The sequence below is a fragment of the Rhizobium sp. SVR5-9E genome (assembly GCF_056755095.1).
On record NZ_JBNDHS010000119.1, the window covers coordinates 1 to 16,435 of the forward strand.

The 16,435-nt window shown below is 60.4% G+C and carries 18 protein-coding genes and 1 pseudogene; 13 read left to right on the forward strand and 6 right to left on the reverse strand.

The genetic code is table 11. The annotated features are described in order from the left end of the window. The 4 genes from ACPYOJ_RS30635 to trmB all read left to right on the forward strand — a co-directional run. Nucleotides 1–369, forward strand: a 369-nt coding sequence (locus ACPYOJ_RS30635) for a nitrilase-related carbon-nitrogen hydrolase (protein WP_481419609.1), incomplete at its 5' end; no start/stop codon positions are given. A gap of 149 nt (nt 370–518) precedes the next feature. Continuing rightward, a complete protein-coding gene (locus ACPYOJ_RS30640; RefSeq protein ID WP_168828095.1) occupies nt 519–938 on the forward strand; it encodes a helix-turn-helix domain-containing protein in 420 nt (139 codons plus the stop codon). 181 nt (nt 939–1,119) lie between these two features. After that, nucleotides 1,120–2,373: a methionine adenosyltransferase gene (metK, locus tag ACPYOJ_RS30645; RefSeq protein ID WP_481419610.1), complete on the forward strand. Its 1,254-nt coding sequence runs from the start codon at nt 1,120–1,122 to the stop codon at nt 2,371–2,373. Further along, on the forward strand, nt 2,370–3,071 hold the full coding sequence (gene trmB, locus ACPYOJ_RS30650) for a tRNA (guanosine(46)-N7)-methyltransferase TrmB (RefSeq protein ID WP_481419611.1): 702 nt from the start codon (nt 2,370–2,372) through the stop codon (nt 3,069–3,071). The genes metK and trmB overlap by 4 nt, the downstream gene beginning before the upstream one ends. 9 nt (nt 3,072–3,080) lie before the next feature. Here the strand turns inward: trmB and ACPYOJ_RS30655 are convergent, their stop codons facing one another. Both ACPYOJ_RS30655 and ACPYOJ_RS30660 read right to left on the reverse strand, forming a co-directional pair. Further along, on the reverse strand, nt 3,081–3,338 hold the full coding sequence (locus ACPYOJ_RS30655) for a BQ00720 family protein (RefSeq protein WP_112713755.1): 258 nt from the start codon (nt 3,336–3,338) through the stop codon (nt 3,081–3,083). 48 nt (nt 3,339–3,386) lie between these two features. Beyond that, on the reverse strand, nt 3,387–3,812 hold the full coding sequence (locus tag ACPYOJ_RS30660; RefSeq protein ID WP_168828092.1) for an Hsp20 family protein: 426 nt from the start codon (nt 3,810–3,812) through the stop codon (nt 3,387–3,389). Nucleotides 3,813–4,070: 258 nt separating this feature from the next. On the opposite strand from ACPYOJ_RS30660, the gene ACPYOJ_RS30665 reads away from it, so the two are divergent. Then, a complete protein-coding gene (locus ACPYOJ_RS30665) occupies nt 4,071–5,015 on the forward strand; it encodes a nucleoside hydrolase (protein ID WP_481419612.1) in 945 nt (314 codons plus the stop codon). Nucleotides 5,016–5,049: 34 nt separating this feature from the next. Here the strand turns inward: ACPYOJ_RS30665 and grpE are convergent, their stop codons facing one another. Both grpE and hrcA read right to left on the reverse strand, forming a co-directional pair. Beyond that, complete coding sequence (gene grpE / locus ACPYOJ_RS30670; protein ID WP_481419613.1) at nt 5,050–5,682, reverse strand: nucleotide exchange factor GrpE; 633 nt, start codon at nt 5,680–5,682, stop codon at nt 5,050–5,052. A gap of 100 nt (nt 5,683–5,782) precedes the next feature. Further along, on the reverse strand, nt 5,783–6,871 hold the full coding sequence (hrcA, locus tag ACPYOJ_RS30675; RefSeq protein WP_168828089.1) for a heat-inducible transcriptional repressor HrcA: 1,089 nt from the start codon (nt 6,869–6,871) through the stop codon (nt 5,783–5,785). A 183-nt stretch (nt 6,872–7,054) separates the two neighbouring features. On the opposite strand from hrcA, the gene rph reads away from it, so the two are divergent. The 4 genes from rph to hemW are packed head-to-tail and all read left to right on the forward strand — an operon-like array spanning nt 7,055 to nt 10,052. Then, nucleotides 7,055–7,774, forward strand: a complete 720-nt coding sequence (rph, locus tag ACPYOJ_RS30680; protein WP_481419614.1) for a ribonuclease PH — start codon at nt 7,055–7,057, stop codon at nt 7,772–7,774. Continuing rightward, the gene (locus ACPYOJ_RS30685; protein ID WP_481419615.1) at nt 7,771–8,187 is read left to right on the forward strand and encodes a VOC family protein; all 417 of its coding nucleotides are present in this window, start codon (nt 7,771–7,773) and stop codon (nt 8,185–8,187) included. Before rph ends, ACPYOJ_RS30685 begins: the two co-directional genes overlap by 4 nt. An 8-nt stretch (nt 8,188–8,195) precedes the next feature. Continuing rightward, complete coding sequence (rdgB, locus tag ACPYOJ_RS30690; protein ID WP_481419616.1) at nt 8,196–8,840, forward strand: RdgB/HAM1 family non-canonical purine NTP pyrophosphatase; 645 nt, start codon at nt 8,196–8,198, stop codon at nt 8,838–8,840. A gap of 9 nt (nt 8,841–8,849) precedes the next feature. After that, nucleotides 8,850–10,052 (forward strand): radical SAM family heme chaperone HemW, encoded by a 1,203-nt coding sequence (gene hemW, locus ACPYOJ_RS30695; RefSeq protein WP_481419617.1) that lies wholly within the window; start codon nt 8,850–8,852, stop codon nt 10,050–10,052. 3 nt (nt 10,053–10,055) lie between these two features. On the opposite strand, the gene ACPYOJ_RS30700 is transcribed toward hemW, so the two are convergent. Further along, the gene (locus ACPYOJ_RS30700) at nt 10,056–10,973 is read right to left on the reverse strand and encodes a DMT family transporter (protein ID WP_481419618.1); all 918 of its coding nucleotides are present in this window, start codon (nt 10,971–10,973) and stop codon (nt 10,056–10,058) included. Between the two features lie 213 nt (nt 10,974–11,186). Here ACPYOJ_RS30700 and gcvA point away from each other — a divergent pair, with 213 nt between their 5' ends. The 4 genes from gcvA (at nt 11,187) to ACPYOJ_RS30720 (ending at nt 16,261) form a co-directional block, all read left to right on the forward strand. Beyond that, on the forward strand, nt 11,187–12,071 hold the full coding sequence (gene gcvA / locus ACPYOJ_RS30705) for a transcriptional regulator GcvA (protein ID WP_481419619.1): 885 nt from the start codon (nt 11,187–11,189) through the stop codon (nt 12,069–12,071). Between the two features lie 140 nt (nt 12,072–12,211). Continuing rightward, entirely contained in the window at nt 12,212–14,380 is a 2,169-nt protein-coding gene (locus tag ACPYOJ_RS30710) for a TonB-dependent siderophore receptor (protein WP_481419621.1), read from the forward strand. Nucleotides 14,381–14,402: 22 nt separating this feature from the next. Continuing rightward, nucleotides 14,403–15,137 (forward strand): siderophore-iron reductase FhuF, encoded by a 735-nt coding sequence (gene fhuF, locus ACPYOJ_RS30715; protein ID WP_481419622.1) that lies wholly within the window; start codon nt 14,403–14,405, stop codon nt 15,135–15,137. Continuing rightward, the gene (locus ACPYOJ_RS30720) at nt 15,134–16,261 is read left to right on the forward strand and encodes an ABC transporter substrate-binding protein (RefSeq protein ID WP_481419620.1); all 1,128 of its coding nucleotides are present in this window, start codon (nt 15,134–15,136) and stop codon (nt 16,259–16,261) included. The genes fhuF and ACPYOJ_RS30720 overlap by 4 nt, the downstream gene beginning before the upstream one ends. Before the next feature lie 14 nt (nt 16,262–16,275). On the opposite strand, the pseudogene ACPYOJ_RS30725 reads toward ACPYOJ_RS30720, so the two are convergent. Further along, nucleotides 16,276–16,435, reverse strand: a pseudogene (locus ACPYOJ_RS30725) (L-lysine dehydrogenase); the annotation flags it as partial.

The window sequence follows — 16,435 nt, forward strand, 5'->3', positions numbered from 1 at the left end:
TTTCCGGATGAGATGACCGGCGACATTGCCGAAGCGGGCGCGATCCTGAACATCACGAACGACGCATGGTTCGGCAATACGCCTGGCCCTTACCAGCATTTTCAGCAGGCGCGTGTGCGCGCCGTGGAGACCGGCCTGCCGCTGATTCGGGATGGCAACAGCGGTATTTCCGCAATCGTGAACGCGCATGGGCAGATCGTTGCCGGGCTAGGGCTCAACGAGACCGGGTTCGTTGACGCAACTCTTGAGGGATTTGGCGGCGGTACGTCGGACTCGTTCCCCCGGCAGACATACTTCTGGTTGACTGAAACGTTACTGCTTTTGATGGGGTCGATTTCCCGTATGGGTTTTATTTTCAAGGCGAATTGACCAAAAACCCCTAAAATTGCATAGTGGTCGCAATCGGCGTTGTTAACATATGCTTGATGATGGGTACGCGTCACTTGCAACGTGGCGTTACGGGTGGGTCTGGGCACTGCCGGTTTAACGAGGTTGAAATTCTTTGCTAGGGCAAGACCATGATTGAAAACAAGAAGAAGCCAAACCCGATCGATATCCACGTTGGCAGCCGTATCCGTCTTCGCCGGACAATGCTTGGCATGAGTCAGGAAAAACTTGGCGAGAGCCTGGGCATTACCTTCCAGCAGATCCAGAAATACGAAAAAGGAACGAACCGCGTCGGCGCAAGCCGCCTCCAGAATATTTCGAGCATTCTGAATGTCCCGGTTTCCTTCTTCTTCGAGGACGCTCCGGGCGAACAGTCCGGCTCCTTGACCGGGATGGCGGAAGCGTCAAGCTCGAATTACGTCGTCGATTTCCTTTCTTCCTCGGAAGGCCTGCAACTCAATCGCGCATTCGTGAAAATCTCGGACCCAAAGGTCCGCCGGAAGATCGTGGAGCTTGTCAAGGCTCTGGCGGCGGAAGCCGACGCGGAATAAGCGCCTCCAAGAGTGTCGTTTGAGAAGGTGGTCGAAAGGCCGCCTTTTTTTGCGTTTTAAGGGCAAAATTTATCGATTCACACTAGATATAAAGATATATTTATGTCCTTCTGTGCTTGTTTTTCCGACGTGAAATGAGTACCAACTACACGGCTTTTTGTTCTTTGAGGGAAATCCCGAAATGCGCGCTAATTATCTTTTCACTAGTGAGTCTGTTGCCGAAGGTCACCCGGACAAGGTGTGCGACCGTATCTCCGATGAGATCGTGGATCTCGTTTATCGTGAGGCGGCGAAGAACGGCGTAGACCCTTGGAGCGTGCGCATTGCGTGCGAAACGCTGGCGACAACCAACCGCGTCGTCATCGCCGGAGAGGTCCGCCTGCCGCCGACCCTGATGAAGAAGGACAAGGACGGTAACGACGTTATCAACCCCTCGAAGTTCAAGGCTGCTGCCCGCCGGGCCATCAAGGACATCGGCTACGAACAGGCCGGCTTCCACTGGAAGAAGGCGAAGATCGACGTACTGCTGCACTCGCAGTCTGCTGATATCGCGCAGGGCGTCGACAACGCCGCCGACCAGCAGGGTGACGAAGGCGCCGGCGACCAGGGCATCATGTTCGGTTACGCGTGCAAGGAAACGCCGGACCTCATGCCGGCTCCGATCTACTACTCCCACAAGATCCTTCAGTTGCTTGCAGCCGCCCGCAAGAAGGGCGAAGGCGATGTCGGCAAGCTCGGACCGGATGCCAAGAGCCAGGTGACGGTGCGCTACGTCAACGGCGAGCCGGCCGAAGTGACGTCGATCGTTCTTTCGACCCAGCACCTCGACGACACGTGGGATTCGAAGAAGGTTCGCTCGGTCGTGGAGCCCTATATCCGCGAAGCCCTCGGTGATCTGAAGATCGCAGCCGATTGCAACTGGTACATCAACCCGACCGGCAAGTTCGTCATCGGCGGCCCCGACGGCGACGCTGGTCTCACGGGACGCAAGATCATTGTAGACACCTACGGCGGTGCCGCACCGCATGGCGGCGGCGCATTCTCCGGCAAGGACACGACCAAGGTCGACCGTTCTGCCGCCTATGCCGCCCGTTACCTTGCCAAGAACGTCGTTGCCGCCGGTCTCGCTGACCGCTGCACGATCCAGCTGTCCTACGCGATCGGCGTGGCGCAGCCACTGTCGATCTATGTCGATCTGCACGGCACCGGCAAGGGCGTCAGCGAGGATCAGGTGGAAGCCGCGATCCGCAAGAATATGGATCTCTCGCCGACGGGCATCCGCCGCCACCTCGACCTGAACAAGCCGATCTATGCCAAGACTTCCGCCTATGGCCACTTCGGCCGCAAGGCAGGCCGCGACGGCTCCTTCTCGTGGGAGCGCACGGACCTCGTCAAGGCGCTGAAGGAAGCCATCAAGATCCGGGAAGCAGCATGACGGATATGGAACGCCGGGGGCGTGCGACCGAAGCTTTCTTCGGTCGCCGCAAGGGAAAGGCTCTCCGCGAACATCAGGCGGAACGGCTGACCACCCTGCTCCCGGCATTCCTCATCGACCTATCAGCGGCTCCGCCCGAGCCGCCGAAGAACCTCTTTCCGGTTCCAACGGAAAGGCTGCGCCTTGAAATCGGCTTCGGCGGTGGTGAACATCTGATCCATCGCGCGCAGGAAATGCCCTCCACCGGCTTCATCGGCGTCGAGCCGTTCATCAATTCCATGCAGAAGCTGCTTGCAAGCGTCGAGGCGACAGGCGCCAAGAATATCCGCGTCTATAACGACGACGCCACGCAGCTGCTCGACTGGCTGCCCGACCATTGCCTGGATCAGATCGACCTTCTTTATCCTGATCCATGGCCGAAGCGAAAACACTGGAAGCGGCGTTTCGTTTCCAAGACCAATCTCGACCGCTTCCATCGCGTGCTAAAGCCCGGCGGGCTTTTCTGCTTCGCGTCGGATATCGATACTTACGTGAATTGGACGCTGCTGAAGTGCCGCGACCACGGCGGCTTCGACTGGATTGCGGAAAACGCCGCCGATTGGCTGACGCCCTACGAAGGCTGGCCTAGTACACGCTACGAGGCCAAGGCCCGGCGAGAGGGCCGCTCCTCGGCCTATCTCACATTCAAGAGAGTCTAAGCCTGCTTTCTAGTGCAGGCTGACCGTTTTCAATTCGTCTTCAGCAGCCTTGAAGAACGTGCTGGAGCGATTATCCGTCAGCAGGATCGGCGTGCCGTCGGCGCCGAAAAGTGCCCAAAGGTCCACGCCCGGATCGATATCCGGTGCTTCGGGAAAGCACTTCGAAACTTCTTCGGTGCGCATCTTGCGGATATACGCGACCTCTCCGTTGCCGATGCCGGCAAGCTCGGATTTCGTCAGGTGAGAATTCGCTTCTTTCATCAACATTCCTGTTCCTCCGGAAGAAGGGACCAACAGCCGAATGGGGCCGTTGTCCTACTGTGAGACCGAAATGTTAATTTTCTTCACCATGCGCGCCGGTTCCGGACGAATGAGGTCGACGGCAAGCAATCCGTTCTTAAGGCTGGCGCCCAGAACCTGCATGCCATCGGCCAGCACGAAGGTGCGCTGGAACTGTCGGGCGGCAATGCCGCGATAGAGGTATTCGTGCTCGCCCTGTTCGACCTGGCGGCCGCGGATCAACAACTGGTTCTCTTCGGTTGTGACGTCGAGTTCTTCTTCGCTGAAGCCAGCGACGGCAAGCGTGATGCGCAGGCGCTCGGGAGCACCGTGACCGGCGGCAATCCGTTCGATATTGTAGGGCGGATAACCGTCACTTGCCTTGGAGATACGCTCCAGCGTCTTTTCCATGGCGTCGAAGCCCAGAAGCAGCGGGCTGGCGAAGGGTGTCATGCGGCTCATCTTTCAAGTCCTTGATGCAAGCGACCTTTCCGGACCTCAAGCGCAGCATCCGGATGCCGTTAATATGGGAAGGCTGCGTCTTTTGCGCAAGCCTCGTGCCGCTGCCGGCAAACACACGAGCCGGGCTTCGCTGATCGCTTGACAATTGCCATGGCCGCTCGCATCAAATCGTCGCCCGCAGCGGCCGGGCCGATTTGCGACGGAAAGATAAACGAACGGTGCCCGCCGCGACGAGCACCTTGGGGAATGGAAGACGGAATGGCGAAGCCTAGAAAGATCATCATCGACACCGATCCCGGCCAGGACGATGCCGCAGCCATCATGCTGGCATTCGGCAGCCCTGAAGAGCTGGAGGTACTGGGCATCACGACCGTCGCAGGCAATGTGCCGCTCTCCTATACGAGCCGCAATGCGCGCATCGTGTGCGAGCTATGCGGCCGGCCGGACATGAAGGTTTTCGCAGGCGCCGACGCGCCGATGGCGCGCAAGCTGGTCACGGCCGAGCACGTGCACGGGAAAACCGGCCTCGACGGTCCGGAACTCAATGAGCCGGCGATACCGCTGCAAGAGCAGCATTCGGTCGATTTCATCATCGAAACACTCCGCCGCGAGCCGGAGGGCGCAGTGACGCTCTGCGCGCTTGGGCCGCTCACCAATATCGGCATGGCTTTCCAGAAGGCGCCGGACATCATTCCCCGCGTTCGTGAGCTGGTAATGATGGGGGGAGGCTTCTTCGAGGGCGGCAACATAACGCCGGCCGCGGAATTCAACATCTATGTTGACCCCGAAGCAGCCGAGATCGTCTTCGGTTCCGGCATTCCGATCGTGATGATGCCGCTTGACGTGACGCATCAGCTCCTGACGCAGAAGGGCCGGATCGAGCGCATGGCCGAGATTGGTACGGCGCCGGTAAAAGCGATGGTCGAGATGCTGGAATTCTTCGAGCGCTTCGATATCGAGAAGTATGGCTCCGATGGCGGACCGCTGCACGACCCGGCAGTTATCGCCTATCTGCTCAAGCCCGAACTCTTCAAGGGCCGTCACTGCAACGTCGAGATCGAGGTAACATCAGAACTGACCGCGGGCATGACCGTGATCGACTGGTGGCACGTGACCGATCGCAAGCGCAACGCCAAGGTGATGCGCTATGTGGATGCGGACGGCTTCTACGATCTGCTGATCGAGCGCTTCGCCCGCATCTGATTTTCAAACTGGTTGGCGAAAGACGCCTGAGGGATCAGGCGTCTTTTTCCGTGAAGGCGGTGTTGATGTCGGCTTCGGCTGCTTTCGGGCCGCCCTTGGCGACGCCGACCATGGCCGGGCGCAGAACGCGTTCGCCGATCGTGAAGCCAGCCTGGACGACCTGGACGACGGTGTTGTTCGGCACTTCGGTGTTCGGAACCTCGAACATCGCCTGATGGAAGTGCGGATCGAACTTCTGACCGACCGGCTCCAGCTTGCGAACGCCATGGCGCTCAAGCGCCGACAGCATGGAACGCTCGGTCATGTCGACGCCTTCGATCAATGTCGTAAGGCCAGCGTCGCCGCTCTCTTTTGCTTCCGGCGGGATGGACTCGAGCGCGCGGCGGAGATTATCCGAGACAGCGAGCATGTCCCGCGCAAAGCCGGCGACGGAATAGGACTTGGCATCCTTGACGTCGCGTTCGGTACGACGGCGCAGGTTATCCATCTCCGCAGCAAGGCGCAGATAGCGATCGCGCAGCTCAGCATTTTCCGCCTTGATGCGTTCGATGAGATCGGGCTCGGCCGGCGTTTCCGCGGTGGTTTCGTTCTCGACGTTTGCGGCAGCGTCGGCTGCGGCTTCGGCCGCGGCAGCGTCAGGTCCGTTTTTCGTCGTTTCGTCGATCATGACGGTCTCCGGTACTGGGGTTGTCTTGGGATGGGCCCGATATCGAGCTTTGACCGCAAAAAATCAAGTCTGCGTGACAAAGAAGGGGAAATTCCGGCTTTTACAAGGTGCCGCGCGAAAGCCTGGAAATCAGCTGTGCCGTGTAATCAACCATCGGCACTATGCGCGAATAATTGAGCCGCGTCGGTCCGATGACGCCGACGGCGCCAACGATGCGATCGTCCTCGTCCCGATAGGGCGCGACGATGAGCGAGGAGCCGGAGAGCGAAAAAAGCTTGTTCTCCGAGCCGATGAAGATCCGCACACCCGGACCGGTTTCGGCAAGATTCAAGAGCTCGATCAGGCTGTCTTTCTTTTCCAGATCGTCGAAGAGCATCCGGAGGCGGTCAAGGTCTTCCACGCCCGCAAGGCCCTCCAGCAGATTGGAGCGTCCGCGAATGATGAGCTGCGGCGGCTTGCCTTCATCGGCGGTGCCCGACCATACGGCGATACCGCGCTCGACGAGCTGCTGGGACAATGCGTCCAGTTCGTTGCGGACATTCTCTTTCAAATGGCTGAGCTGCTTGCGCAATTCCGGCAGCGTCTGGCCGCTCATATGCGCGTTGAGGAAATTCGCGGCCTCCGTCAGCTGCGCTGAAGTGACGCCTGCGGGCAATTCGATGATGCGGTTTTCAATCTGGTCGTGATCGCCAACGAGGACGGCAAGCGCCTTGGTGGGTTCCAGCCGGATAAATTCGACATGCTTGAGGATCGGATCGCTCTTCGACGTGATGACAAGGCCGGCGCCGCGCGAAATGCCCGAAAGCATCCGGCTTGCCTCGTTCATCATCGATTCCATCGCATTGTCACGGCTTTCGGGCCGAACCTGTCGCTCGATAGTCGCACGATCTTCCGCGGAAAGGTCGCCGACCTGCATAAAGGCATCGACGAAGAAGCGGAGACCGCCCTGCGTCGGCAAGCGTCCGGCGCTGACATGCGGCGAGTAGATCAGGCCCAGCTCTTCCAGATCGCTCATCACGTTGCGCACGGAAGCCGGCGATAGCGACATCGGCAAAATGCGGGAGAGATTGCGTGAGCCAAGCGGCTCGCCGTTTTCCAGATAGCCTTCGACGATGCGACGGAAGATTTCCTTGGAGCGTTCATCCAGCGCAGCAACGGCATCCGAAATCGACGTCGACCTGAACCCCATGAACTTCCTTGCACCCGCGCTGCCAACAATCACCCCGAAAATATAGTCAATCTCGCCCCCGAGGCAAAAGGGAATTTGCAAATGGCTGCCGCCAATCGTAGAAGCGGTCAACACCATAAACCATTGCATGATGCTGTCAGAAAACCGCTGACACTTTTCGGTATCTTGCTTCAGGAGATTAGAATGCGGCCTTCAGGCAGAAAAACCGACCAGATGCGCAAGGTCACGTTCGAGCGCAATTTTTCCAAGCATGCGGAAGGCTCCTGCTTGGTGAAATTCGGCGATACGCATGTGCTCTGCACCGCGAGCCTTGAAGACAAGACGCCGCCATGGCTGCGCAACACCGGAAAGGGCTGGGTCACGGCCGAATACGGCATGCTGCCGCGGGCGACCGGCGAGCGCATGAAGCGTGAGGCGGCAGCCGGCAAGCAGGGTGGACGCACCCAAGAAATCCAGCGCCTCATCGGCCGTTCGCTTCGCGCCGTTGTCGATCTCAAGGAACTCGGAGAACGCCAGATCACGCTCGACTGCGACGTCATCCAAGCTGACGGCGGCACGCGGACCGCCTCGATTACCGGCGCCTGGATTGCGCTCTACGACTGCCTGAAGTGGATGGAAGCCCGCAACATGATCAAGGTCGAGCGCGTGCTCAAGGATCATGTCGCCGCAATTTCATGCGGTATCTTCGCCAGCCAGCCGGTGATCGACCTCGATTATCTTGAAGATTCTTCGGCCGAAACCGATGCGAATTTCGTCATGACGGGCGCCGGCGGCATCGTTGAAATTCAGGGCACCGCCGAAGGCACACCCTTCACGGACGAGGAGTTTACCACGCTGATGACGCTGGCGAAGGCCGGCATTGCAGAACTCGTCGAGATGCAGAAACAGGCGATCGCCGGATGACTGCCTTGCTGGAAGGCATGCTGGAAACCGCGCTCTACGCGGACGATCTCGACAAGGCCGAGGCTTTCTACGAAGGCGTGCTCGGTCTTGCCAAGATCGCGCGTGGTGGAGACCGGCATGTATTCTTCCGCTGCGGGCAAGGCGTGCTCCTGATCTTCAACCCCAACGAGACGGTCAAGCCGCCGGCGGCCGATGCCTTGCAGGTGCCACCGCATGGCACGAAAGGTCAGGGTCACGCATGCTTCCGCGTGTCAGCTGAAAACATCGATGTCATGGCGGCACAGCTCAAGGCCGCCGGCATCGACATTGAATCCGAAGTGCACTGGCCGAACGGTGGCCGCTCGATCTATTTCCGCGATCCGGCAGGAAACAGCCTCGAATGCGCCGAAGCCAGAATCTGGGGCATCAAATAGGACCGACCATGCGCACGCTTGACACGAAGACGATCGTCGTCGCCAGCCACAATGCCGGCAAGATCCGCGAGATCCAGGACCTGATCGGTCCGCTCGGCTTCATCGCCAAATCGGCAGCAGAGCTCAACTTCGTCGAGCCGGATGAGACAGGCACGACCTTCGAGGAGAACGCGACGATCAAAGCGCTCGCATCCGCGAAGGCAGCAAATATGCCGGCGCTTTCAGACGATTCCGGGCTAGTCATCGATGCACTGGACGGCGCTCCCGGCGTCTATACGGCCAACTGGGCCGAGACTGCGGATGGCAAGCGCGATTTCGCGATGGCGATGGAAAAGGTGGAACAGGCACTGGAAAAAGCCGGAGCCATGAAGCCCGAGCAGCGGACGTCACGCTTCGTCAGCGTGCTCTGCCTCGCTTGGCCGGACGGACATACGGAGCTCTTCCGCGGCGAGGTCGAAGGAACCGTCGTCTGGCCGCCACGCGGCAGCCAGGGTTTCGGCTACGATCCCGTCTTTCAACCGGAAGGCTACGGCATCACCTTCGGCGAGATGAGCGCCGAAGAGAAGCACGGCTGGAGCATCGGCAAGCCGCAGGCGCTGTCGCACCGGGCGCGCGCGTTCAAACTCTTTGTCGAAACCTGCCTGGAAGCGTAGGGTCGGTTCGTGGAGATTCTCGATACGGCAAGCCTGACACGCGATGCGACGCTTCTACCCGACACGGGAGAGCCGGGTTTCGGCGTCTATGTGCATTGGCCATTCTGCGCGGCGAAGTGCCCGTACTGCGACTTCAACAGCCATGTCCGTCACCAGCCCGTGGATCAGGAGCGGTTCACCGCAGCCTTCCTCAGGGAGATGGCTTCCGTTCGCCAGATGAGCGGGCCGAAAACTGTGACGAGCATCTTCCTCGGCGGCGGCACGCCGTCGCTCATGAACCCGGCGACCGTTTCGGCGATCCTGGAGGGCATTGCGAAGCACTGGCACGTGCCTGATGGCATCGAGATCACCATGGAGGCCAATCCGTCGAGCGTCGAGGCTGAGCGCTTCCGGGGCTATCGCGCGGCGGGCGTCAACCGTGTGTCGCTCGGCGTTCAGGCCCTGAACGACCGCGACTTGAAGTTCCTCGGTCGCCTGCACGACGTCGCCGATGCGCTGAAGGCGATAAAGCTGGCGCGCGATATCTTCCCGCGCATGTCCTTCGACCTGATCTATGCGCGCCCGGACCAGACGGTAGAGGCGTGGGAGAAGGAGCTGAAGGAAGCAATATCCTACGCCGTCGATCACCTCTCGCTCTATCAATTGACGATCGAGGAGGGCACGCCCTTCTACGGCCTGCACAAGGCCGGTAAGCTGATCGTTCCGGATGGCGATCAATCGGCGGCGCTCTATGAAGCGACACAGCAGATCACGGCGCGCGAAGGCATGCCGGCCTACGAGGTTTCCAATCACGCGCGGCCCGGCGCCGAAAGCCGGCACAACCTGACCTACTGGCGCTACGGCGATTATGCCGGGATCGGCCCCGGCGCACATGGCCGCCTGACGCGGGGCCCTGAAAAGATTGCAACGGCCACCGAGCGCAAACCGGAGGCCTGGCTCGAGCTTGTCGAACGCGATGGCCATGGCATTCTGGAGCAGGAACGGCTCGGCTATGACGAGCAGGCCGACGAGCTGCTCTTGATGGGCCTGCGGCTGAAAGAGGGCTTGGACCTTGCCCGCTGGCAGCAGCTTTCCGGCCGGGACCTCGACCGCAAGCGCGAGGAAATTTTACTGGAACTTGGCTTTATCGAGCGCATCGGCAATTCCCGGCTTCGCTGCACGCCCGCCGGCATGCTCATCCTCGATTCCGTCGTCGCCGATCTCGCCTGCTGAGGCTCAGACGGGGCGCCTTTTCCCAAGCGACATCAGCCGTCCGTCGATGGCTGCCAGACCGGCTGCGATCATTGCCATGCCGATCAGGTGTTTCACCTGCAGCTGCTCTCCGAGGACGATCGCGCCCAGCAGGATGGCACTGACCGGGATCAGGAAAGTCACCAGCGCCAGGTTCGTCGCACCCGCCGTTGCCAGAATGCGGAAGAAAAGCACGTAGGCGATTGCCGTCGAAAGCAGGGCGAGACCGAAAAGCGCCAGCCAGGTCTCGATGCCGGGTGCAGGCAGGGCCCAAGGACGGTCGGCAATCAGCGCTATCGGCAGCATCAGGATCGTTGAAGCGGTGACCTGCCCTGCGGCCGGCAGCAGTGGCGGCATGCCCATGGCCCGAAAGCGGCGTCCCCAGATGCCGGCGAATGAATATGAGATCGCGGCGCCAAGGACCGCAAACTGCGCCAGCACATTCGAGCCGAGATCGTGAAGCGCCTCGAAGCCGATCATATAGGCGACCCCGGCAAAGCCGATGAGCACGCCGATCAGGCGATTGCCGGTCATCTTCTCGTCAGCGGTTAGGAGATGAGCCACAACGACGGTGAAGAGCGGTGTCGTGGCATTCAGGATCGAAGCCAGGCCGCTTGCAATGTGCGTCTGCCCCCAAACGATGAGGCAGAAGGGGATCATGTTGTTCAGCACCCCCATGCCGAAGAAAGCAGCCCAGCTCTTGCCGTCGCGCGGCATGGAATGCCCCATGATCCGCACGATGATATTGAGGGCGATTGCCGCGAGCAGCACGCGACCCGCGACGATGGTAAACGGCGGCAGCGCTTTGACGAGAATGCCGTTGAAGAGGAAGGACCCGCCCCAGAGCAAGGACAAGATCAGCAACATGCCCCATTCGGCTGGGCCCATCTGTTTCTGCTGCATGCCACTCTTCCTCCCGTTCTACGGTGGGTTAGGCTTTAACGGTCCGTCGCGCCACCCGTTTCTTGCGCTCCAACTTCGGCAAAGCTGCGAATTATGCTCGTTGAACTGTTCTTCGCAATTCCGTTTGAACATCGCTTTCCTGCTGATATTATTTCGTGAATTCAGCTTCGACAAACGAGTCTTTTTCGATCTACGCTTTAGCTGAGCTAAATCATGAGCGAATATCTGCCTTCCCTTTCGGCCCTAAGGGCTTTCGAAGCGGCCGCGCGGCATCTAAGCATGACGATGGCGGCAAAGGAGCTGAACGTCACTCCCGGCGCCGTCAGCCTGCAGATCCGCGATCTGGAGGCCGCGCTCGGCGTACGGCTTTTCGAGCGGAAGGCGCGGGCGATTTCTCTCACCGTGGAGGGGGCCGATTACTTTACGACGCTGCGTGCCGCCTTCCGGCTGGTGCGGGAGGCGACAGCGGCGATCACCGCGCGGGCGCGCGGTTCCGTGCTGAACGTCACCTGCACGGCAGGCTTTGCGACCTATTGGCTCGTGCCTCGGCTGAGACGCTTCGAGGAGACCCATCCGGAGATCGACGTGCGCATCAGCGCCTCGCATCGCGTGCTCGACTTTCAGCGGGACGGCATCGATCTGGCGATCCGACATGGGCTCGGTGGCTATGACGGGCTCGTCAGCGAGCGGCTTGTGGATGACGAACTGGTGCCCGTCTGCATCCCACGGCTGGCAGAACAGCTTGGGAAGCAGCCTTCCCCGGACATGCTTGCCGGCTTCCAGCTCATCCACGATGTCTACCGCCAAGACTGGAAGCTTTGGCTGGAGGCTGCAGGCGCGACGAAGGTGGATCCTTCGCGCGGGCCAATCTTCATGCATGGGAACGGCGCCTATGACGCAATGAAGGCGGGGCTGGGTTTTGCCTTGATGCGGCGGTCGTTCCTGGAGAAAGAACTCGCCGCAGGCTCAGTGGTTGCACCCTTCCTTCTCGGGGTCGCGAGCCGCCTCGCCTTTCATCTCGTTTATCCGGGCGCCGCCCTTGAGCGTCCGGCTGTCGCGGCCTTCCGGCGGTGGCTGCTTTCGGAAGCGAAGAGCTGAGGGCTCTCGCACCGGCACAGCATCCTCCAAAAACTTGACAAAATTACTCATAAAAAGGTTTTCTTTTGGCTTTTTAGACTCATGTTTTTTTGAAATGAGCTCCCAAGGGTCATGAGGCAATGAAAAATCACCTTTTTACAATGAGATTGCTGCGCACATCGGCATTAACGGGGGCTGCAATGGCCCATCTTCTTCTGCCTGCCGCCGCACAGGACGCGGCTACCAGTGGGCAAGAGGATGACGGAGCGACAGTGCTTCAGGACATCATCGTCAATGGCGGCAGCGGCGGCGTGATCCAGGCGGACGGTTATGTCGGCAAGAGCAGCGCCACCGGCGCAAAGACCGACACACCCTTCATCGAGACGCCGCAATCGATCTCGTCGGTGACCGAACAGCAACTGAAGGATCGCAATCCTCAGACACTTCTCGACACGATCGCCTACACGCCCGGCACCCGCGTCGGCGCCTATGGTTTCGATCCGCGTTTCGACAGTTTCACCGTGCGCGGCTTCGACGTGACCTACACGGGCGTGTTCCGCGACAACCTGCGTCAGCCGGGCGCCGGCTCCTCGATTTTCAAGACGGAGCCTTACGGTCTTGAGGGCGTTTCGATCCTGCGCGGCCCCTCCTCTGCGCTCTATGGCGCCACGGGTGCCGGCGGTCTCTTCAATCTGATCACCAAGCGCCCTACGGAAGAGCCTTACCACGAGATCATGGGGCAGTTTGGCACCGATCAACGCTATCAGGGCCAGTTCGACTTCTCCGGACCCGTCAACGATGAGGATCCTTTCTACTATCGCGTGACCGGTCTCTACCGCGACGCCGAGACGGAGCAGGTCAGCGTTCCCGACGATCGCGCCTACATCGCGCCGGCCTTCATGTGGAAGCCGGACGAGGACACCAAGCTGACGATCCTCGGAGAATACTCCAGAACCAAGACCGGCGGGACGGCGGCCTACTACAACGATCCGGTTACCGGCGAGGTGACGGACTATTTTGCCGGCAATCCGGCCTTCAACGACTCGGTCCAGAACCAGGGCCGCATCGGCTATGAGTTCGAGCATCGGCTGAACGATACCTTCGTGTTCCGCCAGAACGCTCGCTTTTCGACACTCAACATCGATGCCGATTGGGCCTTCGCATACGCCCCGAACGCCATTGATCCGACGCTTCTCGACCGCAGTGCCGGTACTTTCGACGAGCGGCTGACGACTTTCACGATCGACAACCAGCTCGAAGCCCAGTTCGACACCGGCGCCCTCGATCACACACTTCTGACCGGCCTGGAATTCACGCGGCTGCGTTGGCGCTCGCTCGACGGCCGTGGCGTCTCTCCACCACTCGACACGAACAATCCGGATGCCGGTTCGCCCGTCCCGCGCATCGATTTCCAGACGCGCACCGTTCAGGACCAATGGGAGACCGGCACGTATGTCCAGGACCAGATCCGCTACGACGCCTGGATTCTGACGGTCGGCGGGCGCTACGACTGGGTTTGGAGCGACACCAAGAACACTGATCTCGTGACCGACGCCGTCGATACTTACTCGCAGAACGACAACGAGTTCACCGGTCGAGTGGGCCTGACGTACGAGACCGATTTTGGCCTCGCGCCCTACGTCAGTTACTCCACCGCCTTCTCGCCGAATGCCGGCATCAATCAGGCGACCGGTCAGCCCTTCAAGCCGACCGAAAGCGAACAGGAAGAGATCGGCGTCAAATATCTTCTGCCGGACACCAACATGATGCTCACGGCCGCGCTGTTCAACATCGATCAGAAGAACAGCCTGTATTACGAGGTCGTCAACCTGCCTTCAGGTCCCGCCAACATCCAGGTCCAGCGCGGCAAGATCCGCTCGAGAGGCCTCGAGCTCGAGGCCAATGCCAGCCTTGACAACGGCCTCTCCCTCATCGCCGCCTATACTTATACGGATGCGAAGATCCTCGAAGGCACTACAGGTACGGTCGGCAACTACGTCTCGTCCGTGCCGAGGCATATGGCCTCGCTCTGGGCGAACTACACGTTCCAGGAGCCTAGCCCGGTGTATGGTCTCGGCGTCGGCCTCGGAGCCCGCTACATCGGCAAGAGCTATGGCAGTGACTACAACACGACGCAGAACAGCGCCCGCGTCCTCTTCGACGCAGCCGTCAGCTACGATTTCGCGGCCCTCGACAAGAAGTACGATGGCCTCAGCCTGCAAGTGAACGCCACCAATCTGTTCGACCGTCGTGAGCCCGTCTGCTCTGCAGGCTTCTGCTACCGCGACCAGGGCCGCGCGGTGATCGGCACGCTGCGCTACGCTTGGTAACCCGATGGCAAGCGGTGGCGACATGAAGATGGGTGACAGGTCGTTTGACCTGTCTCCTGCCTTTTCCGGCGAGCATGCTTGGTGCCGGGACAAGATGATGCTCAGCGAGGAGCTTGCCGACGGCGTGCCGCTGCCTGCCTTCTTTCGCGACGGCGGCTTCCAGCGCGCGGTTGATCGCTACGGGGAGGTTTCGGGAGGCAGCGACCGGCGCGCCGTCGTCTCCATGTGGTCGCTCTATTATTTCTCGGGACTTTCCATCCCCTATCTGCTTGCGAAGCGCTTGGCGGCGCAGGCGCTTCCCGTTGGATTCGCAGGCATGACGATTGCGCTGGAGGAGAGCGGTTTGCCGCGCTCTTTCGGCGTTCCGCACGCCGGCACCATGGAAGACAAGATCGAGACCGACAGTTTCGAGGCCGTGCGTCCGCTGCTTGAAACCCATCTTGGCGAGGTCGTGACGCTTCTCAAGGCTTGCGGCATCTCGCCGAAACTCTGCTGGAACAATGCCGCCGTCTATATCGACTACGCGTTGCGGTTAACCGAGCGGGGAGCACCATCGATCGGTCCCGATCTACCAATTTTTGTTAACAGCAGCCTTCCGGATGGAAGCGCGAATCCGTTTTGCGGCTGCCTCAGCTACCTGGATGAGGACGGCGAGCAGGTCGCACGGCGCAAGATTTGCTGCCTTCGATACATGCTTCCCGGAATTCCAAGCTGCGGCAAGCTCTGCGCACTGCCGAACCAGAGGAACCAGCGATGACCCAGTTTCTTATCAGCCGGCGGGATCTGCTCGCCGCAGCGTCCGTTGTTCTTTGCGCTCCAAATATCGCAAAGGCGCAGACGCGCTGGCCGCTGAGCTTCACCGATGCTACCAGCCGCAAGGTGACGATCAAGAAGAAGCCGGAAGCCGTGATCCTCGCGACTGGCTTCAACATTGTCCCATTGTCGCTGATCCATCCCGACCCCGTCAGCCTGCTCGCCGGCTGGTCGACCGACATGAAAGGCGACAATCCGTTCATCTACGAGGCGTTCCGGAAGAAGTTTCCGGCTATCGAGAACGTCCCAATCGTCGGCAACGGCCACGCGGATGGCCTATCCGTGGAGACGGCGCTGTCGCTGAACGCCGATCTTGCGATCATGAGCATATGGCAGGCCGATAGCGAAGTGGGGCAGCTCGCCATCCAATATCTCGACTCGGTCGGCATCCCGGTCGTCGTCGTCGATATCAATCGCGATCCGCTGAACACAACACCGCGCGACATGCGCCTCCTCGGCCGGATCTTCGAGCGAGACCAGCAGGCCGAGGCGTTTGCCCAGTTCTTCGAGATGCGGCGCGAGCGCATCAGAACCAGAGCAGCGGGCGCGACGGATACCCGCCCTCTTGTGCTGATGGATGCCTTTCCGAGCGACATCCGGGGAAGCTGGGCAATCGGCCGGACGGGACTTGGCGAATTGATCACTCTGGCCGGGGGGCGCAACGTCGCCAGCGACAACCTTCCTCCGCAGGGCGGGCCGGTGACGGCCGAGTATGTCATTGCAGCCGATCCTGACATCTACATTGCGACCGGATCGCCAGGTGGGACCTATACGACCTTTTCCATCGGCCCTGGCGTCGATCCGTCGGAAGCCCGGCGCACGCTGGAAGAAACCGTAAAGATGCCAAATCTTGCGCCGCTGAAGGCGGTCCGGGAAGGCAAGGTGCACGGCATGTGGAACTTCTTCAATGCCGTGCCACTGAACATTCTGGCCGCCGAAGCGGTCGCGACCTGGGTCAGGCCCGACCTCTTCGGTGACGTCGATCCGGCAGGCAGCCTTTCCGAGCTCAACGAGCGCTTTGCTGCCGTGCCTTTCGAAGGCGCCTATTGGGCGAGCCTCAAGTCCTAGAGCCTTTCAAGGCGCTAATGGCGGCTTGAGGCGCCGGCCGCGAAGAGGCTTCCGGTCGGCGTCTGCAGGAACATATCGAGCGGAATGTGCTCCTGATGCAGGAAGCCGGCTGCCGGTAGCAGGCCATCGCGGACCATTTCGATGACGGCAACGACGGAGGCCGAGGTTGTCCAG